The sequence below is a fragment of the Aeromonas sp. FDAARGOS 1403 genome, assembly GCF_019047325.1.
Classification (GTDB): Bacteria; Pseudomonadota; Gammaproteobacteria; order Enterobacterales; family Aeromonadaceae; genus Aeromonas; species Aeromonas dhakensis.
Genome location: NZ_CP077249.1, coordinates 3,585,682 through 3,611,080, shown reverse-complemented (window position 1 = coordinate 3,611,080; position 25,399 = coordinate 3,585,682). Strand labels below are relative to the sequence as shown.

The following is a 25,399-nucleotide window of genomic DNA, read 5'->3' as shown; positions in this document are numbered from 1 at the left end:
CGGGGCCCATGCCCCGTTTTGCTCTCCTTTCAACCGCCCAGGGTCAAGGCTCAGCCGATGAATTTCAGACCCAGGATCCCGCCGATGATCAGCAGCAGGCAGAGCACCCGGGCGAGGGGGGCCGGTTCGTTGAACAGCCAGATCCCCATCAGCACGGTGCCGACCGCGCCGATGCCGGTCCAGACCGCGTAGGCGGTGCCAAGGGGCAGCTGTTTGACCGCCATGGCGAGCAGCAGCACGCTCACTCCCATGGCGAGCAGGGTCAGCAGGGTGGGGAGGGGACGGCTGAAGCCGTCGGTATATTTGAGGCCGATGGCCCAGGCGACCTCGAACAGGCCGGCCAGCAGCAGGAGCAACCAGGACATAGGGAAGATTCCGCAGGAAGCAGGGTCGTCCCTGCGCATCAGGAGGCCTCGGGGTCGTCCCCGAGGGGCAGCGGGGCTGCCGGTCGGTCTCAATGATGCCCCAAGTCGTGGCGGGATGCCAACCGGCTGGCCGCAGGCCGGCCAGGCTGACGGATATTGCAGCGAACGGCACAGAATATTGCGCAATTCGACTTGCGCCCGCCGTCACAATCCGTAATGTGGACAGACGCATTTTTCGCAACCCATATTTTGTGAATCCCTTGTAAACGGCCCGCGCCGGACAAGGGATCACGGTTATCACACTCGGTTTCTATAAGCAGCTATCCAGGGTAGGACATTATGAAAAAAGTAGGTTTGGTCGGTTGGCGTGGCATGGTGGGTTCGGTGTTGATGAGCCGGATGCAGGAAGAGAAGGATTTTGCCCGCATTCAGCCCACCTTCTTCACCACCTCCCAGGCCGGTGAGGCCGCCCCCAATTTCGGCGTCGATGCCGGCACCCTGCAGGATGCCTTCGACATCGAGGCGCTGGCCGCACAGGACGTCATCATCACCGCCCAGGGCGGCGACTACACCAAGGATGTCTATCCGCGCCTGAAAGCCGCCGGCTGGCAGGGTTACTGGATTGATGCCGCCTCCTCCCTGCGCATGGAGAAGGACGCGGTCATCATCCTGGATCCGGTCAACGGCGACGTCATCGAACATGCCCTGAACGACGGTATAAAGACCTTCGTCGGCGGCAACTGTACCGTCAGCCTGATGCTGCTGGCCCTGGGTGGCCTGTTCAAGGCCGATCTGGTGGAGTGGGTGAGCGTGGCCACCTATCAGGCCGCCTCCGGCGGCGGTGCGCGCCACATGCGTGAGCTGGTCACCCAGATGGGGCTGCTGCGTGATGAAGTGGCGGTGGAGCTGGCGGATCCCGCCTCCGCCATCCTCGACATCGAGCGCAAGATCACCGAGAAGACCCGCTCCGGCACCCTGCCGGTGGACAACTTCGGCGTACCGCTGGCCGGTGGCCTCATCCCCTGGATCGACACCAAGCTCGACAACGGCCAGAGCCGCGAAGAGTGGAAGGGCCAGGCCGAGACCAACAAGATCCTGGGTATCGAAAACGCCGCCATTCCGGTGGATGGTCTGTGCGTGCGCATCGGCGCCCTGCGCTGCCACAGCCAGGCTTTCACCATCAAGCTGAAAAAGGATGTGCCGCTAGCCGAGATCGAAGCCCTGCTGGCCGCCCACAACGACTGGGTGAAAGTGATCCCCAACGATCGCGACATCACCGCCCGCGAGCTGACCCCGGCCGCCGTCACCGGCACCCTCAGCATCCCGGTCGGTCGTCTGCGCAAGCTCAACATGGGTCCGGAGTACCTGGCCGCCTTTACCGTGGGCGATCAGCTGCTGTGGGGCGCCGCCGAGCCGCTGCGCCGCATGCTCAACATCCTGCTGGACCGCGGTTGATGGCAATCGGGAACGACGACAGGGGGCTCAGGCCCCCTGTTTTTTTGGCAGGAACAGGGCAGGCTCGATGCCATTGACGCTGCAAGGGATGAGGTCTTGGTTTTGCCATGCAGTGGCACTGTTATTAACTAAATAGATATTAACTGTGGCGCATCGATTATTTCCTGACTGATCAATCAGTGCCGGAAATATATTCCCGCCGCCGCTCTGGTAGCCGACTCGTTCTATTCCATCTGTACCACAAAATAGGGTGCGGTGGGCTCGCGGGATGGGCGGGATATATGCCTTGTTACAAATGAATATCCATTCAAGATATCCACTGCGAGCCTGATTGATTACACTGACCGCCTGGCCAGGCCGATACCACGAGGCCGTGGCAGCAGGTGATCCGACGCGGCGTGGCGGCCGGCTCGCGGCAGCCCCGTGGGGGGCGAAAATAATATTTATATGCTCAATAGTGCGCGTTACGCCCATGGCGTGCCGTCGCCGTTTTCCCCTTGCTGCGAGACCAATGAAGGGCAGCAATGGTGACCCGTAATAATGTTCAGGTTCGAGAATTGGGAAATTACATGAGAGTCGTGTGGAGTTTGCTCTATTTCTTCAGTGTGTTGGCCTTGGCCGGCCCGGTGCTGGTCAAGGAGCAGAAAAAAGTGGCCGATCCGCTGATCGTGCCCTATCAGCAATATCGGCTCGACAATGGCCTGACGGTGATCCTGACCCAGGATCACTCCGATCCCCTGGTGCACGTGGCGGTCCACTACCGGGTGGGGCTGGAAGAAGAGGCGCCGGGCCAGTCCGGGCTGGCCCACCTGTTCGAGCACATGATGTTTCAGGGCTCGGCCCACGTGGGGGAGGAGGGCCATAACCGCCTGCTGCAACAGATGGGATCAAAGGATGTGAACGGCTGGACCCAGGAGGATCAGACCCGCTATTTCCAGACGCTGCCGGCCAATCAGCTGGAGAAGGTGCTCTGGCTGGAGGCGGATCGCATGGGGTTTCTGCTCGATACCCTCTATCAGCAGAAGCTGGACGTGCAGCGCGACATCATCAAGAACGAGCGCGCCAACCTGGTCGAAGATCAACCCTATGGGCGCTTCTATGAGGCGCTGAATCGCACGCTTTACCCGCCCAATCACCCCTACTTCAACACGCCGTTTGGCCGGGTTGCGGATCTGGATCGCCTCACCCTGGAGGACGTGCGCCAATTCTTCCTGCGTTGGTATGGGCCCAACAACGCCACCCTGGTGATCGGCGGTGACATTCAACCGGCCCAGACCCTGGCCTGGGTCGAGCGCTATTTTGGGGCCTTGCCTGCCACCCCGGCCCAGACTCGGCCGCTGGTGCGGCCGGTGACGCTGAAGAAGAGCCGCTATCGCACCCTGACCGATCGGGTGGCCGAACCCCTGCTGGTGCTGGCCTATCCGACCGTCTCTGCCAGTGATCCCGGGGTCGAGGCCCTCGATCTGCTGGCGGATCAGCTGGGGGGCTCGGCCAGTGGCCTGCTGCAGCGAGAGCTGCAGCAAAGCGGCAGGCTGGTCTCCGTCTCTGCCAGCCATGAATGCAATGTGCTGGCATGCAAGTTGATGATCCATGCCATTCCCAATCTGGCCAGGGGGGCCGAGCTTGGCCCCATCAAGGCGGAGATCGATCGGGTCATCGGCCAGCTCGCCAGCGACGGGGTCACCCGCGAGCAGCTGGCCCACTCGGTCAATGCCCTGCGCGCCAAACGGATTTGGCCGCTGGACAGCGTGGCCGGCAAGGTGGAGCAGCTGGGCACAGGTTATACCCTGTTTCAGGATCCCAACCTCCAGTACCGCAACCTCAAGCGCCTTGCCCGGGTGACGCCGGCCGATCTGCAGCGGGCATTGACACGCTATGTGCTGAACAAGCCCAGGGTGGTGCTGAGCGTGGTGCCGGCCGAGCATCCCGAGTGGCAGGCGGGCAACCCCAACTTCGTCGAGCCGCCCCCCTTGCCGCTGGCCCGGCCGCTGCAGACGCTGGCTCCCAGGCAGATCAAGGAGACCCTGGATCGACGCCAGGAGCCGGCCAGTGGCGGGGCCTTGCCGGTGCCCATGCCGACCCTGTGGCATGCCAAGCTGGGTGAGCGGGTCTCTCTGCTGGGCCACTACAGCGACGAAGTGCCGGCCTTTGCCATGAGCATCAACTGGCCGGGCGGTGAGCGGGCCGAGCCCGAGGGCAAGGGCGGGGTCGCCACCCTGACAGACGCCATGCTCTCCCTTGGCAGCGAACAGCTGCAGGAGGCGAGCATCGAGGAGCGGGCGCGCCAGCTGGGAGCCAGCATCAGATTCGAACATGGTGAGGAGCGCAGCTCCATCGAGGTCCAGGGGCTCACCTCCCATTTCGAGGAGGTGCTGGCGCTGGTACGGGAATTGGTGCTGCAGCCCGCCATGCGCAGCGCCGATTTCGAGCGCAGCCAGTTTGACTACAGCCAGTGGCTGCAACAGCTGGCTCGCGATCCCCAGTGGCAGGCGGACTGGCAGTTCGGTGCCCTGCTCAAGGGGAGCAAGCCGCTGGATCCCGTGGCCAGCCTGCGGGCGCTGACCCTGGACGATGTGCGCCATTTTTATCAGTCGGTCCATCGTAGCGGGGAAGCCCAAGTGGTGGTGAGCGGGGATCTGGCCCAGGAGCGGGTGATGAAAGCCCTCGGCTTTCTGGTCGAGCCAGCGGGTCAGCCGGCGGCCCTGCGCTCTTTGGAGTGGCGTGGGCAGCAGGCCAAACGGGCCATCTATCTGCTGGACAATCCCGGGGCTGCGCTCAGCCAGATCCGGGTGGGGCGGCGCGCCATGGCAGAGGATGCCTTCGGCGAGCAGTACCTGACCCGGCTGATGAATGTCTCCCTCGCCGAGCGGTTGAACATCCGGCTGCGTGAGGAGCTGGGTTACACCTACTTTATCGGCGCCACCTTCGAGGGCAACGTCGATGCGGGTTATTTCCTGCTGCAAAGCAGCGTACGCAGCGCAGTGACCGGGGCGGCGCTGCGGCAGATCCTGCAGGAGCTCGACAAGTATCAGCGGCTGGGGCCGACCCGGTTGGAGGTGCGTACCCTGCGGGATCGGGTGCTTAATGGCCAGGCGCTCGACTACGAGACGCTGCCGCAGGAGGTGGCCTACATGCAACCCATCCTGCTCAAAGGGTGGCCGCAGGATTATGTGGAGCAGCAGGTGAAGCAGGTGAGCCAGCTTTCCCCCTTTACCCTGCGCGAGCTGGCCCGCCGCTGGCTCGATCCCGACGACATGGTGATCCTGGTTGTGGGGGATGCCAAGACGCTGGCTCCCGAGCTGGCCGCGTTGGGCTGGCCGGTGCAGCGCCTCTCCGTCACACCCTAGCGGGTTGCCCCTATTGGGCGACGGCCGCAAGCAAAACAGCCCGCCCCCTGGCAGGGGGCGGGCTGTTTTTTTGCGTTCAAAAGCGGCTGACAGTCAGATCAGGGCCAGGGCGGCGGCCAGATCGGCGATCAGATCGTCGGCATCTTCCACCCCGATGCTGAAGCGGATGAGATCGTCATTGACCCCGGCGGCGAGGCGGCTCGCCTCGTCCATGGCGGCGTGAGTGGTGCTGGCCGGATGGCAGGCCAGGCTCTCGAGATCCCCCAAACTCACCGCCTGCACGAACAGCTGCAGGTTGTCGAGCAGGGTGGCGCAACGGGCAAACCCACCTTCCAGCTCGATGCTCACCATGCCGCCAAAACCGCTGGCGAAGGCGCCGAGGGCATCGTGGCCCGGATGGTTGGCAAGCCCCGGGTAGATCACCTTCTTCACCGCCGGATGGGCGGCCAGGAAGTCGGCCACCTTCTGGGCGTTGTGCAGGTGGGCATCCATGCGCAGGGGCAGGGTCTTGACCCCACGCTGCAGCAGGTAGGCCTCCTGAGGGCCTATGGGGGAGCCGATGTGCTTGAGGGCCACGGTACGGATCGACTTCATCAGTGCGTGAGAGCCCGCCACCACCCCGGCGATGATGTCGCCGTGACCGCCCAGGTATTTGGTGCCGCTGTGCATGACGATGTCGATGCCAAGCTCGAGCGGGCGCAGCAAATAGGGGGTGAGGAAGGTGTTGTCACACACAGTAATGGCGCCCACCTTGCGGGCCGCTTCCACCACCACCCGCGGATCCACCACCTTGAGGGTGGGGTTGGTCAGGGTTTCGAACAGTACCACCTTGGTGGCGGGGCGGATGTTGGCCAGCAGATCCTGATCGCTCTCGTAGGCGGTGACCTTGATGCCGGCGCGGCTGAAGGTCTGCTTGAGAAACGCATCGGTGCCGCCGTAGAGCGGGCCGATATAGGCCACTTCATCGCCGCTGTCGGCCAGGGCATACATGATAGCGCTCACCGCCGCCATGCCGCTCGCCACCACCAGCGCCTCGTCAGCGCCTTCCAGCGCCGCCAGCTTCTGCTCCAGCTCGGCGGTGGTGGGGTTGCCAAAGCGGCTGTAGATGAAGCCGGGGGCTTGACCTGCGAAGCGCTCCTTGCCCGCCTGGGCGTTGAAGTAGCTGAAGGTGCTGCTCTGGTAGAGCGGGGTGGTGAGGGCGCCGGTCTGGGGATCGATCCGCTGGCCGCTGTGCACGCTCATGGTCTTGAATTTCATTGTATTGCTCCGTCATTGCCAGGCTGTGGCCCAACTGCTTGTGTCGTCTGAAGGGGGCGTCGCGGCGCCCCCGTCTATTAGGTATGGCAGCGTCAGGCGAGCTGTGGCTCGCGCCGATCGCGCTTTGTAGTTTGCCCGTTTGTCATCTGCGGATTGGCCGACGGCGGGGCGACGCCATAGTGGCGGACCGCCACATCCGGGTGGGAGCGCAGCCTCCCTTTGAGTACGTTCTCCCCCACCTGATAAAAGAGCGGGTTGGTCGGGTCGCTCTCGGGCCCCAGCGCCTGGGCTGCCAGCGCGGGGGAGAGGCTGAGCAGCGGCACGGTTGCATCCAGCCGCGCCGCCATGAAGAAGGCACAGGAGAGGCGAGATACTCCGGGCGGCGGGCTTGCCACCCGGTGCAGCGTAGCCTTGAGGTAGCCGTTGGAGGCGAGCTCCAGCAGCTCGCCGATGTTGACCACCAGGGCACCCGGCAGGGGCGGCGCCGAGATCCAGCCACTAGCTGTCTCCACCTCGAGCCCAGAGTGATGATCCTGCATCACCAGAGTCAGGTAGCCGGGATCCTTGTGGGCACCCACCCCTTGACCGCTGCCACCCTCGGCTTGCCCCGGGTAGTGAATGAGCTTCATGTGCTGATAGGGGGCGCCGCGAATGCTCTCGTCAAACACCCCGGCTGGTTGCTCCAGCACCTCGGCGAAGGCGGCCAGCAGGGTGAGGCTGATGGCGCTCAACTTTTCCTGCCACGCCAGCAGCTGCGCCTGCATGTCGGGCAGGGCGGCAGGCCACTGATTGGGGCCGATCAGCCGCTGCCAGGGATGCTGCAGGCTGGCGGCATCGAGGGCGACCTCTTCATTCATGAGGTCGAACTGCTCGCGCAGATCCGGCCGCGCCCGGGTGAGCTCGGCCCCCACCTGGTTGTAGCCGCGAAAGTGGGGGGAGTGCACCATCTGCACCGCCAGCTTCTCCTGCTGTGGCAGGGCGAAGAAGCGGGCTGCCAGCGCCAGGGTTTCCTGCTGTTCCTCCTCGCTCAGGCCATGGCCGATCAGATAGAAAAAGCCCACTTCACGGGCCGCCCGGCCAAGGGTGGCCAGCATCTGGCGACGGGTCTCGGGGGCGCCATCAAGGGCGGCGAGATCGATGATCGGCAGTGGTGAATGTTCCATGTGCACCTCCTCACTGACCAGGGGCGGGAGGCTACCCGCACACCTGACATGAAAACGACGACGCCCTGACCGATAAACCGGCCAACGCCCTGTTGCCAGGGATGGCGCCATTTGGATTGAGGGAGATGCTACTGTTCGGAGTTATAAGACGGAAGCAACAAATTATTCTTAGTTATATACAAAAATCGAAATAGAATTCGCCACCCATCCGGGTGGCTGCGGATTGAGCGGCGATAATGGCAATATACCGGCGCGCTTGGCACCCATGTTGGCCTGACTCGGCATGTACCGGCTTGAGCGCAATGTGAGTGCGAGTTGGGCAAGTTGGGCAAATAGAGAGGCGAGCATCGCTGCCAGCACAGAGATTCCCAAATACAGAGATGCAAAAAGGGAGGCTGATGCCTCCCTTTGTGTGACGGGCGCGCAGCCCTGTGTGGTGCCGAGGTCAGGCTCAGTAACCCAGGGTGAAGCGCTGGCGCAGGTGGGCCGGTTTTTCCGCTTCGTTGAGCACGCCATCGGCCAGATCGCCGACCGTGATCTCGGCCGGTTGTTCACCGCTGAACAGTACCTGATCGGCACCGAGCCGGTAGCCGCCACGCTTCTCGCCGGGTTCCAGGAACACGGGGGGGGAGACGAAACGCCAGTCGAGGGCGGTTTCACGGCGCAGGGCGGTGAGGCCGTCGCGGGCGGCCAGGGCCCCCTGTTTCCACTCGGCCGGGAACTCCGGGGTATCGACCAGTTGCACGCCCGGGGCAATTTCCAAACTGCCGGCACCGCCGACCACCAGCAGCCAGCTGTTGGCCGCGACGGCGGCGGCCACGATGGCGCTGGCCCCCTTGAGATACTGGTCGTAGATGTCCGGGGTGGTCCAGCCCGGGTTGTAGGCGCTGATCACCCGATCGTGCCCCTTGAGCACCTTGGCCAGCGCCTGGCTGTCCTGGGCATCCACCGCAACGGCGGTGACCTGCGGGTGAACTGCGACCTTGCTCACGTCACGCACGATGGCGGTGACGTGATGGCCGCGGCTGACGGCTTCATTGAGGATGGCTGTACCGACAAAACCGCTGGCACCGATCAGGGCAATTTTCATGGGAGATTCTCCTTCACTGTTGGAATGGGGCTATCCTACGCCCCCGAATGTGATTTAATAATCCGTTGTAAATTGCATTCACTTATAAGCTGGATTTAATAATGGAACAGCTCAAGCGTTACGCCATCTTCGCCGCCGTGGTCGAGGCGGGCAGCATGACCGGCGCCGCCAAGGCCCTCGGCATGACACCCTCCGCCGTCAGTCAGCATATCAGCCAGCTGGAGAGCCTGCTCGGCCTCACCCTGCTGCACCGCTCCACCCGCCGCCTCAACCTGACCGAGGCGGGGGAGGTGGTGTGGCAGGGGTGCCAGTCTCTGCAGCAGACCCTCAACCAGACCGAGCTGCGCCTCTCGGAGGTGCGTGACAGCCTGCTGGGGGAGGTGCGGATCACCGCCCCGGTGGGGATGGCCGGCCAGCCGCTGGCGCGGGCGCTCTCGCCGCTGCTGCAGGCCCACCCCGGCCTGTGCATCCAGATCATCGCCGACGACGAGAAGCGGGATCTCATTGCCGAGCGCATCGACGTGGCGCTGCGGGTCGGTACGCTCTCGGACTCCACTCTGGTGGCGCGCAAGCTGGGCCAGACCCGGATGCTGCTGTGCGCTTCGCCCGCCTATCTGGCGCGCAAGGGCACCCCGCGCAGCCCGGAGGCGCTGCTGGAACACGACTGGCTGGCCGCCGACATGCTGAGCGGCGGCCTGACCTTCTTCGACGAGAAGGGGCAGGGGCACAGGGTCAAGCCCAAGCCGCGGGTGGTGTGCAACAACGTGCTGCCGCTGCGCCAGTTCACCCTGGCGGGGCAGGGTGTGTCGCTGCAGCCGGAGGGAGAGATCGCAGAAGATCTCGCCTCGGGTCGCCTGCTGGAACTGCTGCCGGGCTTTCGGGTGCCGCCCATGGAGATCCACGCCATCACCCCGCAGCGGGAGATCCCGGAGAAGGTGCGCCGGGTGATCGCCGCCCTGCGCAGCCACTTCGCCGAGCCGGTGGGGGCCACGGCGACACGTCCGTAGTCCGGGCAAGGAAGAAGGCCGTTCCGGTTGGCCGGATCAAAAAAGAGGGCAGCCCGCGGGCTGCCCTCTGTCGATGTGCTATGTCGATTAGATAAGGCCAGGCCTCACTTCATATAGAGGCCGCCGTTGATGGCCAGGGTCTCGCCGGTGATATAGGCACCCGCCTCGCTGGCAAGAAACACCACGGCGGCGGCGATCTCTTCCGGCTTGGCCAGTCGGCGCATGGGGATGTCGGCCTTGATGCTGTCGAGGATGTCGGTGCGGATCGCCTCCACCATGGGGGTGGCGGTGTAGCCGGGGGCGATGGCGTTGACCGTCACCCCGAAGCGGGCCCCTTCCGCCGCCAGCGCCTTGGTGAAGCCCAGCATGCCCGCCTTGGCGGCCGAGTAGTTGACCTGGCCGAACTGCCCCTTCTGGCCATTGACCGAGGAGATGTTGATGATACGGGCATCACGTTGCTCGCACATGGCGTCGAACAGCGGCTGGGTCACGTTGTAGAGGCTGCACAGGTTGGTGTGGATCACCTCGAACCACTGCTCCGGGGTCATCCGCTTGAAGGCCCCGTCCCGGGTGATGCCGGCATTGTTGACCAGCACGTCCACCCGTCCTTCATCCTGCAGCAAGCGGCCCAGGGCCTCGCGACACATGGCGGTGTCGGCCACGTCCAGCGCCAGCAGCCGCACCTGATCCGGCCGAAAACCCTGCTCTGCATACCAGTCGTGCGCCGCCGCGCCGTTGGCGCTGGAGTGGGTGGCGATGATGCGATACCCCTGGGCCAGCAAGGCGGTGGTGATGGCGGATCCGATGCCGCCACGGGCTCCGGTGATCAAGGCAACTTTCTTCATCTAGGCTCTCCCTGCATAAAAGATTCGAACGAGGACTTTATGGGCTTTTTGAGGTAATTGATATATTTGTTTTCAAACAATCTGACAGGGAAACGCGTCACTTTTGTGACAGCCTGCCAAGCTGGCTTGACGGACCAGCACTCGAGCCACCTGGCAAGAGGGCGGACGTGACCATATCGCCAGCCCTTGCCGCCAAGGTGGCGGCCATGTTTAATGGGGCCCTTGCGCGCAGCGCCTTGCCGATAGCCAGATCCGATCTCGTCATGACCATCTTGTCCACCATCCCTGACGCCGTGCCTCAGCCGCACAGCCAGCTGACCCGCATCGAGCGGGTGCTCGACTACATCCATGCCAACCTGGATCAGCCGCTGGCGCTGGCCGAGCTGGCGGAGCAGAGCTGCTGGTCGCGCTGGCAGTTGCAGCGGGTGTTCCTCCATGAGACGGGGCTGACGGTGGCCCACTATGTGCGCGAGCTCAGGCTGAGCCAGGCGGCAGAGGCGCTGCTTTCTGGTCGCCAACGGGTGCTGGATCTGGCGCTCTGTTACGGTTTCGGCTCCGAGGTGAGTTTCAGCCGCGCCTTCAAGCAGCAGTTCGGTTGCTCGCCGCTGGCCTATCGCAAGCGGGGCCTGCGGCTGGGACTGCGTACCCCCCTGGTGCGGGCGACTTTGCCGCAGCCCATGCCTGCCAGGCTGGTACAGGTGCGGATCGAGAGCCAGCCGGGCTTTATCCTGCAAGGGGTGAAGGGGCAGATCCGCGGGCTGTTTGCCGCCGCCCCCGACTTTCAGCAGACGGTGCCCGCCATCTGGCGTGCCCTGCGCACTGCGGGCGGTTTGCCACCCGGGCAGGAGCGGGTGGGGGTGGTGGATGTTTCTGGTGCCGGCGAGTCGCTCCCCTACTGGGCGGGCAGCGTGATGGAGGAGGGGGCCAGCCTGCCCGCCGCTCTGGCGCGCCTCCCGGTGCCGGCCCAGACCTACGCGGTGCTAAGTCACGTGGGCCCGGTCAGTCAGCTGGGGCAGACCCTCAACTGGTTCATCCTGCACTGGCTGCCGAGCTCCGGCTATCGCGGGTTGGACGGTTTCGAGCTGGAGCGTTACGCCCCCGATTTTGACGGCAACCAGCCGGATGCCCGCATGGAGTACTGGCTGCCCGTCGCCCCTCTCTGACACGGCTATTCCCTTGCCCGGCGGAGGCCGGGCGCTACTATTCCCGCTTTCCCTTTTTGCTGCGCCAGGCCTTGCTATCCATTCGACATCGCCTGCGTTGCTGCCGTCAGTTGAGGTTGCCGGATGGGGCCAGAGTGGCCGCATTTTCTCCCTCTTTCGCGCCAACATGCCCCAAATTGTTAATTCAAGGGCAAAATGACCCAATAAAATGCAAATGAGATTTGTTACTATTCAATCATTGCATTCGAGGATCAGATGTACGCCACTCACCCCCCTTTGACCCTGGTCGCCGCGACCCTCTCCGCCCTGTTGGCTGGCCCTGTGCAGGCAGCCGCCACCGAGCGCCCGACACAGACCCGGGCCGACGAGACCCTGACCGTGCTCGGCGAGACCTATCGCAACACCGCGACCAAGACCCGGCTCGACCCCCTGGAGACGCCCCAGGCCATTTCGGTGGTGGAGGGTGATACCCTGGAACAGCGCGGCGTCAGCTCGGTGAGCGAGGCGCTGCGCTACGTGCCCGGCGTCAACACCGAGCTGCGGGGCGGGGCGGTCAACCGGCTGGATCTGTTCAACATCCGCGGCTTTGACAACTACCAGAACTTCTACGACGGCCTGCTGCTGCAGTACAACGACTGGAACCTGCAGCCCCAGATCGATCCGGTGGCCATCGAGCAGCTGGAGGTGTTCAAGGGGCCCACCTCCGTGCTTTACGGCAGCATGCCCCCCGGCGGCATGGTGAACCTCATCGCCAAGCGCCCCCAGCGGGAGGCCAGCCACAGCGTGAGCCTGGCGAGTGGCACCGGTAATCTCAAGGAGCTGACCCTCGACAGCACCGGCGTCCTCAACGATCAGTTTGCCTATCGGCTGGTGGGGCTGGCCCGCCAGAAAGAGGGCCAGGCGGTGACCTCAGAGGAGGAGCGCTACGTGCTGGCGCCCTCTCTCGACTGGCAGTTGAGTGAGCGCACCCTGCTAAACCTCAACCTCTATTACCAGAAAGACCCGCAAGCCGGCATCTACACCACTGTGCCGGCTAGCGGCTCGGTCAAATCCAACCCGCTGGGCCAGCTGGGCAGCGACACCTTCCTTGGCGATGAAAACTGGAACCACTACAGCCGGGAGGTGACCCTGCTTGGCTACAAGCTGAGCCACGACTTCAACGCCAACTGGCAGCTGCTGCAAAACGCCCGCTACATGGATGCCTCGGCCAACCAGCAGAACACCTACAACGCGGCACTGGCGGCCGATAACCGCACCCTGGCCCGTAACGCCTACCTGACCGATGAAGAGTCTCGCGGCTTTGTCATCGACAACCAGCTGGCGGGCAAGGTGCAGACCGGCAAGGCCCAGCACAACCTGTTGCTGGGGGTCGATTACCAGTATCTGGATGCGCGCATTCTCTACCGGGATACCCTCGACTACTCTGCCCCCGCCATCGACATCTTCAACCCGAACCACCAGCAGATAGTGCCGGCAGACCTGGCCTTCAACTATCAGGACAACCGCACCATCCGCCAGTACCAGAGCGGTCTCTACCTGCAGGATCAGGTGCGCCTCGATCGGCTGGTGGCCATCGGCGGCGCCCGCTACGACCGCTACCGGATGGACACCGACAGCCGGACCCTCTATCAGGGGGCGGCGAGCAACACCCTGGCCCAGATTGATCAGGACAACCTCTCGCTGCGCCTCGGCGCCCTCTACGAGCTGGATCACGGTCTCTCGCCCTATGTGAGCTATGCCGAGAGTTTCGAACCGGTGGCGGGGGCGGACAAGCAGGGCCAGGCGTTCAAACCGGCCACCGGCCGGCAGTGGGAGGGGGGGCTCAAGTTCCTCTCCGAGGACATGAGCAAGACCTTTACCGCTTCGGTCTTCCACATCACCAAGCAAAATGCCCTGGTGACGGATCCGGCCAACGTCTACGGGCCCAAGCTGCAGACCGGCGAGATGGTCTCCAAGGGGGTCGAGCTGGAGGGGAGACTCGATCTCACCAGCCGCTGGGATCTGGCGCTGAGCTATACCCGTCAGGAGATGGAGATCACCCGCGACACCACCAGCCTGCAGGGCAAGACCCCGGTCTGGGTGCCCAAGCAAATGGCTTCGCTCTGGAGCAACTACCTGCCGGCCGGCCCGCTGGAAGGGACGCGCCTGGGGGCTGGCCTGCGCTACGTGGGGGAGGCCCAGCTTGATGCCGCCAACACCGATACGGTGCCGGATTACCTGCTGATGGACATGGCCGCCTCCTACGATCTGGCCCGGCTCAGCCAGCGCTTGCAAGGAGTGGAGGTGTCACTCAGCGCCAGCAACCTGTTCAACAAGACCTACTACTCCTGCTACGACCAGAACAACTGCTGGTTCGGCGCAGAGCGCAGCGTGGAGGCGCGACTCAAATACGCATTCTGACCCTGCGTCCCGGGCCGCTCCCGGGACTCTCTCATCCCATGAGCGGCGCCGGCCGTCGTGCCCGCACTTCGGTGGCGCAGCGCGAGCCGGATCTGCAGGCACTGGCGGATCACGGCGCCCTATTTGCCGCCGCTGCCGGGCTTATCCCGTCCCTCAAGGGGCGGCTGGTGGTTGCCGGCGAGGCCTCGGCGCTGTTGACGGCGGCCAAGCAGGCCACGCCGGCCGAGGTGGCGGCCGCATTGCACGAGCATTGGCGGCTGGCCCATCCGGAGGCGGGCCCCGCCTACTGGCTCACCCGCAGCTGGGGCATGCTCTGCTGGCAATCCATCTATCTGGCCATGGTGGCCGTCTACCGGCTGCGGGCCGTGCCGGCGCTGGAGAGGCTGGGCCAGGGTTATCAGGATGGGCTGGTATCGGGCTTTACCCTGCCGGCCGAACCCATGATCAAGGGGGAGCTGGAGCTCTTGATCAAGACGGCGGGCGAGCGGCTGCAGGCCCATTGGCAGGCGCTGTTCACTGCGCTCGGGCAGGTGCAGCGGCTGCGACCCGGCTTCGTGCGGCCACTCTTGGCGGACGATCTGCTGGCGGCGCTGGTGCGGGTGCCCGAGTTCTTTGACGAGATAAGCCCCGCCGAGGTGGCGGCCCATGCGCCGCACTGGCTTGCCGCCTGCGGCCTGCCGGCCGAGCATCTGGCGGGTTGGCAGCCGGCGCCCTGGCCGCCAGCGGCCGGCTTGGTCGGTTATGTGCGCCAGCGCTGCTGCCTGCACTACAAGCGTCGCGATGGTGAGCTATGCGCCAACTGCCCGCGGCGGCATGGGGCGGCGAGCTGTGAAGAGGGTACTTGAATAAGAAGACTTGCGTGATGACAAGCCGCCCTCAGGCGGCTTTTTACTGCGCTTTTACGTCGCCCATCTTGCTGCGAATGGCTCGAACAGGCTCTGCCGTTTACAGGTTCAGATGATCCTGGTCGGCGCAGCGTCCCTTCTCTTGCAAGTTACTGCACTTTTACATCGCCCATCTTGGTGCGAATACGTTCAAACAGGCTCTGCAGACAGGCTTGATCCCGGTCGGCGGCGCGCACGGCGCCATACATGTGGCGGCGTACCCCCTCGGCGAGCGGGCGCGCCTCGAGCAGCCCCTGGCGGACGAACTCCTCGCAGGCCCAGCGGGGCAGGGCAGCGACGCCAAGGCCGGCAGCGGCCATCTGCAGCATCACGGAGGTGTTGTCCACCGGCTTGCAGCGGGCGGGCTCGATGCCGGCCGGCTGCAAGAAGCGGCTGAACACGTCCATCCGCGCCCGCTCCACCGGGTAGACCAGCAGCACCTCGGGGCGCAGATCCTCAGGCTTGATGGTCTGCTGGCCACAGAGGGGGTGATCCGGCGCCATCACCAGCACCAGCTCGAAGGCGAACAGCGGCTCGAAGTGGAGATCGCCGCGCGCCTGCACGTCCGAGGTGAGCAGCAGGTCGAGCTGGCCGCCGAGCAGGGCGCTGATGGCATCAAAGCCCGGTACCGATTCCACCTCCAGATCCACTCCCGGCCACTGGCGGCGAAAAGCGGGCAACAGCGGCAGCAGCCACTGGATGCAACTGTGGCAATCGAGCGCCAGGTGAAGGCGACCAGCGTCGCCGCTGTGCAGGGCCTGCAGCTGTTTCTCGGTCTGCGCCAGCGCCGGCAGCACCTGGCGGGCCAGCCCCAGCAGCTGGTTGCCGGCCGCGGTCAGCACCAGCGGCCGGCTCTTGCGCAGATAGAGCTCCAGATTGAGGCGGGTCTCCAGCTCCTTGAGCTGGTGGGAGAGGGCGGACTGGGTGAGGTTGAGGCAGAGCGCCGCCCCGGCCAGCGAGCCCTGCTCGGCCAGCGCGCTCACCGTCTTCAGGTGCTTGATGTCGATCCCCGGGTTGCTTGACACCGCCATGGTATCCCTCCTTGTTGTGCCTGGGCGGCAGTTTGTTGCCCGCCTTGAGAATTTCTTGAGAGCCAGTTGAAAAGGATTCAATAGCCAACGCCACCTTATCTTGTCATTTTGGATGTGTAAACATCTGGATGGCTAAATCATCCAGTTCACCATCAGATGAATGAGCATAAGGAATGGAACCTATGACCTGCGCACACACCCTGGGCTTTCCCCGTATCGGCGCCAAGCGCGAGCTGAAATTTGCCCTCGAATCTTACTGGCGCGGCGAAACCAGCCAGGCCGAACTCATCGCCACCGGCAAGAGCCTGCGTGAGCGTCACTGGCAGGCCCAGCAACAGGCCGGTGTGACCCTGCTGCCGGTGGGTGACTTCGCCTGGTACGATCAGGTGCTTGGCACCAGCCTGCTGGTGGATGCCATCCCCGCCCGCCACCGTCATGGCGACACCGACCTCGATACCCTGTTCCGGGTCGCCCGTGGCCGTGCACCGACCGGTCCGGCGGCGGCGGCTGCCGAGATGACCAAGTGGTTCAACACCAACTATCACTACCTGGTGCCCGAGTTCAGCCGCGATCAGCGCTTCAAACTGGGCTGGAGCCAGCTGTTTGACGAAGTGGAAGAGGCCAAGGCGCTGGGGCTGCCGGTCAAGGCGGTGCTGCTGGGCCCCGTCTCCTACCTCTGGCTTGGCAAGGAGAAAGAGAGCGGCTTCTCCCGTCTCGAGCTGCTCGACCGCCTGCTCATCGTCTACCAGGAGATCCTGGCGAAACTGGCCGCCCAGGGGGTGGAGTGGGTGCAGATCGACGAGCCGGCGCTGGCGCTGGACCTGCCGGACGAGTGGCGCCTCGCCTACCTCAACGCCTATGAGCGTCTGGCCGGCCCCTGCAAGCTGCTGCTCACCACCTACTTCGGTTCGGTGGCCCATCAGCGCGACATCATCACTAGCCTGAAGGTGGATGGCCTGCATCTGGATCTGGTGGCGGCCCCCGAGCAGCTGGAGACCCTGGTCCCGCACCTGCCGGCCCAGTGGGTCATCTCGGCCGGGGTCATCAATGGTCGCAACGTCTGGCGTGCCAACCTGGCCAAGCTGGTACCGACCCTGAAAGCATTGAAAGCCAAGCTCGGCGAGCGGCTTTGGGTCGGCTCCTCCTGCTCCTTGCTGCACAGCCCGGTAGACTTGACCCTGGAGCACGAGCTGGATCCCCAGACCCGCAGCTGGTTCGCCTTTGCCCTGCAAAAATGCTACGAGCTGGGGCTGCTGGCCGACCATCTCAATGGCGGGGAGCTGGACAAGATCAATGCCTACAGCCAGCCCATCGTGGATCGGGAGTCTGACAGCCGGGTGCACAAGAAGGCGGTGCAGTCACGGCTCGCCAGCCTCACCAACAGCGATTTCGAACGCCACAGCGCCTACCCGGTGCGGGCCGAGGCACAGCGCGCGGATCTCAAGTTGCCGCTGCTGCCGACCACCACCATCGGCTCCTTCCCGCAGACTTCGGAGATTCGGGTACTGCGCCAGGATTGGCGAGCCGGTCGTATCGACGGCAGTGCCTACGAGGCGGGCATTCAGGCCCAGATCAAGGATGCCATCCTGCGCCAGGAGGCCATCGGGCTGGACGTGCTGGTGCACGGCGAAGCCGAGCGCAACGACATGGTGGAGTACTTCGGTGAGCTGCTGGATGGCTTTGCCATCACCCGCTTCGGCTGGGTACAGAGCTATGGCTCCCGCTGCGTCAAGCCGCCGGTGATCACCCGCGACATCGACCGGCCGACCCCCATGACCCTGGCGTGGACCCAGTTTGCCCAGAGCCTGACCGACAAGCCGGTCAAGGGTATGCTGACTGGCCCGGTGACCATCCTCTGCTGGTCCTTCCCGCGCGAAGACGTGAGCCGCGAACAGTCTGCCCTGCAAATTGGCCTGGCCATTCGCGACGAGGTGGCAGACCTGGAAGCTGCCGGCATCAAGATCATCCAGATCGACGAGCCGGCGATCCGCGAAGGGCTGCCCCTGCGCAAACAGGATCACCAGGCGTACCTCGACTGGGCGGTGCGCGCCTTCCGTCTGAGCGCGAGCCCGGTAGTGGACAGTACCCAGATCCACACCCACATGTGTTACAGCGACTTCAACCTCATCATAGAGGCGGTGGCGGCGCTGGATGCGGACGTGATCACCATCGAGACCAGCCGTAGCCAGATGCAGCTGCTGGGTGCGTTCGAGCGCTTCAACTACCCGAACGAGATAGGGCCCGGCGTCTACGACATCCACTCGCCGAACGTGCCGAGCCAGGGCTGGATTGAGGATCTGATCCGCAAGGCCGCCAAGCAGATCCCGGCAGAGCGGCTCTGGGTCAACCCGGACTGCGGCCTCAAGACCCGCGGCTGGGAAGAGACCGAGGCCGCCCTCAAGGTGATGGTCGATGCCACCAAGGCGCTGCGCACCGAGCTGGCCTGATAAGGCTATCCGCAAACAACAAGAGAGTACGGGCATAACGAAGAGGGAAGGCGCAAGCCTTCCCTCTCTTTTTATGCCGGAGCAGCCGTTGATGTTGGCCGGGGGAGGGTCTGTAGCTATGACGGCGCGGGCAGGCCGGGTGGCACGTCGGTACCCGAATACTGGACGCAGCCCCCATAACCCCGCCATGTTCCCCCTGTTTTGCAAGGCTGGATCCTCGACCAGCAAGCGTGGCAGCTTGACGATATTACCCCGCCTGCGCCGGCGAGCTCTCGCCCATTTTTTGATTCGATGCACTTGCGCTAGGCTCAGGGCAGGGTGATGACGGCGGGGCTGACATGATGAAAGCGGGTCTCTGGTTCGGGTGTTTATGGGGGCTGTTGTTGGCGGCATCTTCCCAGGCGGTTGCCGCCGCTTCGCTCAACATGGTCTATTTCGATGATTTTTCCCCCTACTCATGGCGTGACGAGGAGGGCAAGATGCGCGGCCTCATGGTGGATGTGATGGATAGAGTCGGGCTCGAGCTTGGGGTTCAGGTGCATCATGAGGGATATCCCTGGTTGCGGGCGCAGAAACTGGTCCGTGCCGGTCAAGCCGACGGTTTCGTCACCGTGCCGACCCGGGAGCGGCGAGCCTATACCCGGGTGGTCGAGGCCCCGGTGGCCTTCTCCCCCTTGACCCTGTTCACGCAAACCGGCCATCCGGCCCTGGCCCGTCTCAACCAGGCCCGCGCCTTGAGCGATCTCAAGGCGTTCACCATTCTCGACTATATCGGCAATGGCTGGGGCAAGGAGAACCTGGTCGGTTTCAAGGTCCATCTCACCAGCAATGTGGACAATGTCTTCAAGTTGCTGGCGGCCGGTCGGGGGGATCTGATGATCACGGATCCTCTGGTGGCGCGCTTCAAGCTGGCTCAACTGGGATTGGCGGGGACGATTACGGAAGTCCCCCCTGCAACTGGAGCTGACGCCGCTCCACCTCTGTATTGCCAACTCATCCCCCTTCGCCGCCAGGGTGGACGAGTTGACTCGCATCTTGGCGCGACTACGGCAAAGTGGCGAGCTGGCCAGGATGGAGGCTCGCTATCGTTGACGCTGATGATGAGAGGAGGAGTGGACCGGCAGGACGAGCTGAATCGCCCTGCCGGTGTGGGCGCTGGCTGGATCAGCCCGCAGCAGGGAGCGGCAAGGGCGCACCTGGCAAGCAAGGGGCCGGGGTTGGCGCAGGTAACCTCTCCTGATTGAGCGGGGTGCGTGCCATGACCCCGGCCAGCCAGTGATGATCGAGGGGGATGGCATTGCGATCGCCGATCACCAGATTGAGGTGCTGGGCACCGAGGCAGCCGTAGCGGGCGGGATCGGTCTGGGTAAAGAGGCCGAGGCAGGGCACGCCGCTGGCGGCGGCCAGGTGCAATGGCCCGGTGTCACCGCTGACGAAGAGGGAGAGGCCGCCTGCAAAGCGGGCCAGCTCGCTCAGGCTGCTGAGGCCAACCTGCACGTCGCCGAGCTGGGGCTGGGGATCGGCAGGATCCTCGAGCTGGATCAGCAGAGCGGCGGGATAGTGGCGGCGCAGATCCCCGAGCAGCCGTTGCCACTGGGGCAGGGAGAGCCCCTTGCCCTTGCGGGCACCGGTGAAAAAGCCGATGAGCGGCCGTTCCGGGTAGTCCTGCCTGAGTGCCAGCAGCCGTGGGCTGGCGCTGTGCAGCAAGCTGCCGAGCTCAATCTGATCGGTGAGATGACCGTGCATGCCGAGCAGTTGCAGCGGCTGGTGGGCGTAGTGGCAGTGATCGTTGGGAGTGAGGGGCTGGGGGAACAGGGCATCCCCCTTGGCATCGTCAAAGCCCAGCTTCTCGCGGGCCTTTACCCAGCCGGCGATGAGGTGATCGGTGCTGGAGGCAAAGGGCACATAGACCCGATCGTAGTGCGGACGGCGCAGTCGCCACAGCACCGACAGGGAGGCCAGCAGCCGCTTGCCCTGCAATCTGACCGGGTGAATGCGCTGCAGCTGCAGATCGGCCAGGAAGGGGAGCAGCTGGCCGCCGATGCACACCAGCTCTATCTCGGCATGGGGGTGGGCACTGCGTACCTTTTGCAGGAAGGGCAGCAGAAACAGGTTGTTGCCGATGCGGCAGGTGCTGCGAATGACCAGGATCCGCTGGGGAGGCTGGCTGGCTGCCGGCAGTCGGCCTTGACGCGCGAGCCAGGCGAGGGCGGCCCGCTCCAGCCCGGCGGTCCAGCAGCGGCGCTGACCGTCGAAGCGGCGCAGGGCATCTCTGATAGTGCTCATAAGTAGTGGCTCCGTGCATGAATATGGCCTCAAGGTGACACGACATTTCTTAAGCCGAGGTTAAGAAAAGAGAAAAATGAGGGGGGCTCGCCATTTTTTGTAAGAATTTGTTGCTGAGTCACAGTTTCAGAGTGCTCGGATGGAACAGGGGTGTTTCCGTATGATTCCTGTTTTCCTGGGGCGGGATGGCTGAGCGGAGTAGATCGCATCTCCTGGTGGTATTTGCCCGCGGTATGTCGTTAAAATCGCGCATTTGAAATGAATGTTATCCTCGCAGGAGCCCCATGCAGTTCAGGGATTTCTTTCCGGTATCCACCAATACCAGTCTCAAAGAGAGTTGTTACGGCGCCCTTGGCGCCTTCGTCGGGCTGTTGGGCACCGCCCTCTTGTGCCGCTGGGGGCTGGGGCTTGAGGCCCATTGGCTGATCGCCCCCATGGGGGCCTCCGCCGTGCTGCTGTTTGCGGCGCCAGCCAGCCCGTTGGCCCAGCCCTGGTCCATCCTGGTGGGCAACGGGGTCTCGGCACTGATGGGGGTACTGAGTGCCAGCCTGGTGGCGGATCCGGCGCAGGCTGCCGCCCTCGCCGTGATGCTGGCCATCGCCGCCATGTTACTCACCCGCAGCCTGCATCCCCCCGGCGGCGCCGTGGCCCTGACCGCAGTCATCGGCGGCGAGGGGATCCGCCAGCTCGGGGTGGGTTATGTGCTGCTGCCGGTGCTGCTCAATTCGCTGCTGTTGCTGCTACTGGCGCTCTGCTACAACCGGCTGCTGGGACGCCGTTACCCCAACCGCGGTCAGGCCCGGCCCAACCGCCATCAGACCGCCGATCCCCAGCCGAGCGAGCGGGTGGCGACCCAGGCGGAGGACATCGATTTTGCGCTGGAAAAGCACGGCGAGCTGCTCGACATCAGCCGCCAGGATCTGCAGGCGCTGCTGCAGGAGGCCCAGTTGCACGCCCTGCGGGCCAGGGTGGGCACGGTGCGGGTGCAGGAGGTGATGTCGCGGGATCTGATCCTGATAGAGGCGCAGCAGCCGGCCATGGCGGCCTGGCAACTGCTCTCCCACCATCAGGTCAAGGCGCTGCCGGTGGTGGACGAGGCCGGTCGGCTGAGCGGCATCATCACCCTGCACGACCTGATGATCGACCGGGTACTGCATCAGCCGCGAGGCGCTGTGGATCTGGCCGAGCTGCGGGTCGCGGACCTGATGACCCGCAAGGTGTCGACCGCTCGCCACGATCAGCCGCTCTACGATCTGGTGGGTGCCTTCTCTGATGGCGGTCTGCACCACATGCCGGTGGTGGATGGCGAGCAGCTGGTGGGGATCCTGACCCAGTCGGACATGGTGGCGGCGCTGTTCAACCTGGCGCTGCACCCGGCGCAGGGTGAAACCGGTGCGCCGGTCAGCCCATAAGAAAGGCCCCTCGCGGGGCCTTGTTGTTGTCTGTGCCTTGGCACTGCATGGCTGAACAAACCGAACAAGGTCAAAACAAGAGGGAGTGCCAGGCACTCCCTCGTTGGGATAAGAGAGACGGAGGACAAGGCTCAGCCGTAGCGGGCCAGGGTGAGCCCTTCATCGCTGATGGCGGTGTCGCTGCCGCTGATGAGATCGCACAACAGCTGACCCGAGCCCGCCGCCATGGTCCAGCCCAGGGTGCCATGGCCGGTGTTGAGCCAGAGACCGGGGATGGGGCTTGGGCCCACCAGCGGGGTGCCGTCCGGCGTCATGGGGCGCAGCCCGGTCCAGAAGTCGGCGCGGCTGATGTCGCCCCCCTCGGGGAAGAGATCACCGACCACCATGGCCAGGGTGTCGTGCCGTTTCGGGTTGAGGGCCAGGTTGTAGCCCGACAGCTCCGCCATGCCGCCGACCCGGATCCGCTCATCGAAACGGGTAATGGCCACCTTGTAGGTTTCGTCCAGCACTGTGCTGCGCGGCGCAGCCTCGGCGTTGATCATCGGCAGGGTGAGGGAGTAGCCCTTGACCGGGTAGACCGGCAGATCGAGCCCGAGCGGGCGCAGGAAGCCGGTGGCATAGCTGCCGAGGGCACAGACGATGGCGTCGGCCTTGAAGCGCTGCTCGCCGGCCCGCACCGCCACGGCGCGTCCCTGCGCCAGCTCGATCTCGTCGATGGCGCAGTTGAACACGAACTTGACCCCCAGTCGCTGCGCTTCCGCTGCCATGGCCTTGGTGAAGCGGAAGCAGTCGCCGGTCTCGTCCCCCGGCAGGCGCAGACCGCCCACTATCTTGCCGCGTACCCGGGCCAGTGCCGGCTCTGCCCCTTCACAGCCATCGGCATCGAGGGACTGATAGGGCACACCGTACTCTTCCAGCACCTCGATGTCGCGTTTGCTGGCATCGAGCTGGGCCTGACTGCGGAACAGCTGCAGGGTACCGAGCTGGCGCCCCTCGTAGTCCAGGGCCAGCTCGTCGCGCAGCAGCTTCATGCAGTCGCGGCTGTATTCGGCCAGACGCACCATGCGCCCCTTGTTGACCGCATAGGCCGCCGGAGTGCAGTTGGCAAACATCTTCAGCATCCAGCGCAGCTGGAAGGGATCCGAAGTCGGCCGCACCGTGAAGGGAGCGTGTTTTTGCAGCAGCCACTTGGCAGCCTTGAGGGGAATGCCGGGGGCCGCCCAGGGGGCCGCGTAACCGGGGGAGATCTGGCCGGCATTGGCGTGGCTGGTTTCAAGGGCCACCCCGTCACGCCGCTCCAGCAGGGTCACCTTGTGACCCGCCTTGGCCAGATACCAGGCGCTGGTCACGCCGACCACGCCACCACCGAGTACCACTATGTCCATCTTGTCTCTCCTTGACTGGGGCCCTCACATTAATCAGCCGCCACAGGATATTCAACTGGTGTAGATATAATTGGGATATATATCTATTTACAATTATTTAACTGGTTTTCAATGTTGAAATTTGTGGACTTGTTGGCATTAGCTGTGGCAGTCAGAGCTGCTCCAGCCGGATCAGGTACTGCTCCGCCGTCGTCAGGATGGCGTGCTGCTGTTCGGTGGCCTGGCCATCCCAGTTGGCATAGGGCAGGGCGAGGCGAGGATTGCCGCCAAGTTTGTCCCGGTTGCGCCATAAAAAATGCCAGTAGAGGCTGTTGAAGGGGCAACTCCCGTCGCCGCTGCGGGCTTTCACCTGATAGTGACACCCCTTGCAGTAGTGGCCCATCCGCTCGAGATAGGCGCCGCTGCTGGCGTAGGGTTTGCTGCCCATCAGGCCGCCATCGGCAAACTGGCTCATGCCGCGGGTGTTGGGCAGCTCGACCCACTCGATGGCATCCACATAGATACCGAGATACCAGGCATCCACCTCGTCAGGATGGATCCCCGCCAGCAGGGCAAAGTTGCCGGTCACCATCAGCCGCTGGATATGGTGGGCGTAGGCGTGATCCAGAGACTGGCGAATGGCGTGACGCACGCAGGCCATGTTTGTTTCGCCGCTCCAGAAAAAACCGGGCAGCGGCCGCTCGGCCTCGAGAAAATTGGTGCGCTGATAGTCGGGCATCTTCTCCCAGTAGAGGGCGCGCACGAACTCGCGCCAGCCGAGGATCTGGCGAATAAACCCTTCCACCTGCGCCAGGGTGATAGTGGCCTGATTGGCCTGCCAGTGGGCTTCGGCTGCGCGGATCACCTCAAGCGGATGAAGCATCTTGCTGTTGAGGGAAAACGACAGGCGGCTATGAAACAGGCTCCAGCCCCGCTCGCTCAGGGCATCCTGATAGCGGCCAAAGTGGGGCAGGCAGTGGGCCAGAAAATGGGCCAGCAGCTCGCGACTCTGGCGCCGGCTGATGGGCCAGGGCAGTCTGCTGGCATCTGCCTCGCCGATGGTGCTGACGCCGTGGCGGGTCAGCATGGCATCGATGTCGCTCACCTCGTTGGCAAAGGTGAGGGGCGCCGGGATCGGCTGGCTCGCCGGCAATTTGGCGCGATTCTCATCATCGAAGTTCCAGCGCCCGCCAAGGGGTTGGCCACGCTCATCGAGCAGCACCCGGTACTGCCTTCGCAGGGCGCGGTAGAAGAACTCCATCCGGCTGTGGGGGTAGCGCTGCCAGCCATCGCGGGGGGTGAGGAAATGTTCGCTCTCCACCTCGGTGGCAGGGATGGTCAGGCCCGCCGCCCAGCTTTTTAGCTGGCTTGCGAGGCGCCACTCGTCCGGGCTCTGCCAGGCAAAGCTGTCGGCCTGATGTGCTTCGAGCTGAGCCTCCAGCAAGCTGGGCAAGTCGGGCCAGCGGGCGCTCTCATCGAGGGTCAGGTAACAGACGCGATGGCCCGCCTTGCCGAGGGCCGCCGCGAAGGCGCGCATGGCGGCAAAGAAGGCCAGCACCTTCTGGCGGTGGTGGCGGCAGTAGTCGGTCTCCTGGCGCAGCTCCGCCATCAGGTAGCAGACCGCCGGATCCGGCGTGCGAAACCAGCTGTGAGCGGCGTTGAGCTGATCGCCGAGCACCAGGCGCAGCTCCATCAGACATGCTCCCCATTATGTTGATGACTGCGGTGACGAGCGCGACGACAGCGCTCGCTGCAGTAGCGCACAGCCTCCCAGCTGCGCGCCCACTTGCGCCGCCAGCTAAAGGGGCGCTGGCAGACGGGGCAGATCTTCTCTGGCAGATGGGCTTTGCGATGCATGGGACTTCCGATGGTTGGCAAGGAGC

Annotated in this window: 18 protein-coding genes and 1 pseudogene; 9 read left to right on the top strand and 10 right to left on the bottom strand. The window is 64.3% G+C overall.

The genetic code is table 11. The annotated features are described in order from the left end of the window. Positions 1 to 50: 50 nt before the first annotated feature. On the bottom strand, positions 51 to 365 hold the full coding sequence (sugE, locus tag I6L33_RS16730) for a quaternary ammonium compound efflux SMR transporter SugE (protein ID WP_216972970.1): 315 nt from the start codon (positions 363 to 365) through the stop codon (positions 51 to 53). A gap of 339 nt (positions 366 to 704) precedes the next feature. Here sugE and asd point away from each other — a divergent pair, with 339 nt between their 5' ends. Together asd and I6L33_RS16720 are read left to right on the top strand one after the other, a co-directional pair. After that, positions 705 to 1,820 (top strand): aspartate-semialdehyde dehydrogenase, encoded by a 1,116-nt coding sequence (gene asd / locus I6L33_RS16725; RefSeq protein WP_005300252.1) that lies wholly within the window; start codon positions 705 to 707, stop codon positions 1,818 to 1,820. Between the two features lie 569 nt (positions 1,821 to 2,389). Beyond that, a complete protein-coding gene (locus I6L33_RS16720) occupies positions 2,390 to 5,167 on the top strand; it encodes a pitrilysin family protein (protein WP_216972969.1) in 2,778 nt (925 codons plus the stop codon). A gap of 93 nt (positions 5,168 to 5,260) precedes the next feature. Here the strand turns inward: I6L33_RS16720 and I6L33_RS16715 are convergent, their stop codons facing one another. The 3 genes from I6L33_RS16715 to I6L33_RS16705 form a co-directional block, all read right to left on the bottom strand. Next, a complete protein-coding gene (locus tag I6L33_RS16715; protein ID WP_029303189.1) occupies positions 5,261 to 6,424 on the bottom strand; it encodes a PLP-dependent aspartate aminotransferase family protein in 1,164 nt (387 codons plus the stop codon). Between the two features lie 92 nt (positions 6,425 to 6,516). After that, on the bottom strand, positions 6,517 to 7,587 hold the full coding sequence (locus tag I6L33_RS16710; RefSeq protein ID WP_216972968.1) for an isopenicillin N synthase family oxygenase: 1,071 nt from the start codon (positions 7,585 to 7,587) through the stop codon (positions 6,517 to 6,519). 451 nt (positions 7,588 to 8,038) lie between these two features. Continuing rightward, positions 8,039 to 8,677, bottom strand: coding sequence for an NAD(P)-dependent oxidoreductase (locus tag I6L33_RS16705; protein WP_216972967.1), 639 nt, complete (start codon positions 8,675 to 8,677; stop codon positions 8,039 to 8,041). Positions 8,678 to 8,778: 101 nt separating this feature from the next. On the opposite strand from I6L33_RS16705, the gene I6L33_RS16700 reads away from it, so the two are divergent. Further along, a complete protein-coding gene (locus tag I6L33_RS16700; protein WP_214453861.1) occupies positions 8,779 to 9,684 on the top strand; it encodes a LysR family transcriptional regulator in 906 nt (301 codons plus the stop codon). A 104-nt stretch (positions 9,685 to 9,788) separates the two neighbouring features. Here the strand turns inward: I6L33_RS16700 and I6L33_RS16695 are convergent, their stop codons facing one another. Continuing rightward, positions 9,789 to 10,529 (bottom strand): SDR family oxidoreductase, encoded by a 741-nt coding sequence (locus tag I6L33_RS16695; protein WP_010634159.1) that lies wholly within the window; start codon positions 10,527 to 10,529, stop codon positions 9,789 to 9,791. Positions 10,530 to 10,792: 263 nt separating this feature from the next. Here I6L33_RS16695 and I6L33_RS16690 point away from each other — a divergent pair, with 263 nt between their 5' ends. The 3 genes from I6L33_RS16690 to I6L33_RS16680 all read left to right on the top strand — a co-directional run bounded on the left by I6L33_RS16690 (position 10,793) and on the right by I6L33_RS16680 (position 14,937). Further along, positions 10,793 to 11,692 carry an AraC family transcriptional regulator gene (locus tag I6L33_RS16690; RefSeq protein WP_216972966.1) on the top strand — a complete coding sequence of 300 codons (900 nt, stop codon included), beginning with the start codon at positions 10,793 to 10,795 and terminating at the stop codon, positions 11,690 to 11,692. A gap of 255 nt (positions 11,693 to 11,947) precedes the next feature. Further along, entirely contained in the window at positions 11,948 to 14,092 is a 2,145-nt protein-coding gene (locus tag I6L33_RS16685; RefSeq protein WP_216972965.1) for a TonB-dependent siderophore receptor, read from the top strand. 38 nt (positions 14,093 to 14,130) lie between these two features. Next, on the top strand, positions 14,131 to 14,937 hold the full coding sequence (locus tag I6L33_RS16680) for a siderophore ferric iron reductase (protein ID WP_216972964.1): 807 nt from the start codon (positions 14,131 to 14,133) through the stop codon (positions 14,935 to 14,937). Positions 14,938 to 15,086: 149 nt separating this feature from the next. On the opposite strand, the gene I6L33_RS16675 is transcribed toward I6L33_RS16680, so the two are convergent. Beyond that, positions 15,087 to 16,007 (bottom strand): LysR substrate-binding domain-containing protein, encoded by a 921-nt coding sequence (locus I6L33_RS16675; protein WP_216972963.1) that lies wholly within the window; start codon positions 16,005 to 16,007, stop codon positions 15,087 to 15,089. A gap of 182 nt (positions 16,008 to 16,189) precedes the next feature. On the opposite strand from I6L33_RS16675, the gene metE reads away from it, so the two are divergent. Both metE and I6L33_RS16665 read left to right on the top strand, forming a co-directional pair. Then, positions 16,190 to 18,454 (top strand): 5-methyltetrahydropteroyltriglutamate--homocysteine S-methyltransferase, encoded by a 2,265-nt coding sequence (gene metE / locus I6L33_RS16670; protein WP_216972962.1) that lies wholly within the window; start codon positions 16,190 to 16,192, stop codon positions 18,452 to 18,454. A gap of 425 nt (positions 18,455 to 18,879) precedes the next feature. Further along, positions 18,880 to 19,546 (top strand): annotated as a pseudogene (locus I6L33_RS16665) (transporter substrate-binding domain-containing protein). 72 nt (positions 19,547 to 19,618) lie between these two features. On the opposite strand, the gene I6L33_RS16660 reads toward I6L33_RS16665, so the two are convergent. Beyond that, positions 19,619 to 20,740 carry a glycosyltransferase family 9 protein gene (locus I6L33_RS16660; protein WP_216972961.1) on the bottom strand — a complete coding sequence of 374 codons (1,122 nt, stop codon included), beginning with the start codon at positions 20,738 to 20,740 and terminating at the stop codon, positions 19,619 to 19,621. A gap of 284 nt (positions 20,741 to 21,024) precedes the next feature. On the opposite strand from I6L33_RS16660, the gene I6L33_RS16655 reads away from it, so the two are divergent. Further along, complete coding sequence (locus I6L33_RS16655; protein WP_216972960.1) at positions 21,025 to 22,152, top strand: HPP family protein; 1,128 nt, start codon at positions 21,025 to 21,027, stop codon at positions 22,150 to 22,152. A gap of 131 nt (positions 22,153 to 22,283) precedes the next feature. Here the strand turns inward: I6L33_RS16655 and I6L33_RS16650 are convergent, their stop codons facing one another. From I6L33_RS16650 to I6L33_RS16640, 3 genes are all read right to left on the bottom strand, one after another. Continuing rightward, positions 22,284 to 23,537 (bottom strand): D-amino acid dehydrogenase, encoded by a 1,254-nt coding sequence (locus I6L33_RS16650; RefSeq protein ID WP_017765456.1) that lies wholly within the window; start codon positions 23,535 to 23,537, stop codon positions 22,284 to 22,286. Positions 23,538 to 23,688: 151 nt separating this feature from the next. After that, positions 23,689 to 25,209, bottom strand: coding sequence for a cryptochrome/photolyase family protein (locus I6L33_RS16645; RefSeq protein WP_216972959.1), 1,521 nt, complete (start codon positions 25,207 to 25,209; stop codon positions 23,689 to 23,691). Continuing rightward, positions 25,209 to 25,373, bottom strand: a complete 165-nt coding sequence (locus I6L33_RS16640; protein WP_216972958.1) for a DUF2256 domain-containing protein — start codon at positions 25,371 to 25,373, stop codon at positions 25,209 to 25,211. The genes I6L33_RS16645 and I6L33_RS16640 overlap by 1 nt, the downstream gene beginning before the upstream one ends. Positions 25,374 to 25,399: the final 26 nt, after the last annotated feature.